Source organism: Anaerotignum faecicola, from assembly GCA_024460105.1.
GTDB lineage: Bacteria > Bacillota > Clostridia > Lachnospirales > Anaerotignaceae > JANFXS01.
This window is the reverse complement of the sequence record JANFXS010000155.1, coordinates 1-512: the sequence shown is the minus strand read 5'-3', so window position 1 is coordinate 512 and position 512 is coordinate 1. Positions and strand designations below refer to the sequence as shown.

1 protein-coding gene is annotated in these 512 nt (G+C 55.9%); it reads left to right on the top strand.

The window, feature by feature from the left end:
• Nucleotides 1-512: dihydroxy-acid dehydratase (locus NE664_13260; protein MCQ4727600.1), on the top strand; the 512-nt coding region annotated here is incomplete at both ends.

Sequence of the window (512 nt, the reverse complement as noted above, 5' to 3'; positions counted from 1 at the left end):
AGCTGCGACAAAGCAGTTCCGGCTCATTTAATGGCAATCGGCAGACTGAAGATTCCGTCAATCGTCGTGACCGGAGGCGTCATGGATGCCGGCCCCGATCTCCTCACCCTGGAACAGATCGGAATGTACAGCGCCAAATGCCAGAGAGGCGAAATCACAGAGGAACAGCTGACCTGGTACAAACAGCACGCCTGTCCTTCCTGCGGCGCCTGCTCTTTTATGGGAACGGCTTCCACCATGAAGATTATGGCGGAGGCGCTGGGACTGATGCTTCCGGGCACCGCCCTGATGCCGGCCACCTGCGAAGATTTGAAGAAGGCGGCCTATGACGCCGGAGTACAGTCGGTAAAGCTGGCGCAGACGGGGCTGAAATCCACCGATATTGTAACGATGAAGTCCTTTGAAAATGCCATCATGGTGCACGCTGCCATATCCGGATCCAGCAATTCCCTGCTTCACATTCCGGCCGCAGCCCATGAGTTCGGTTATGAACTCGATGCGGACTATTTCGA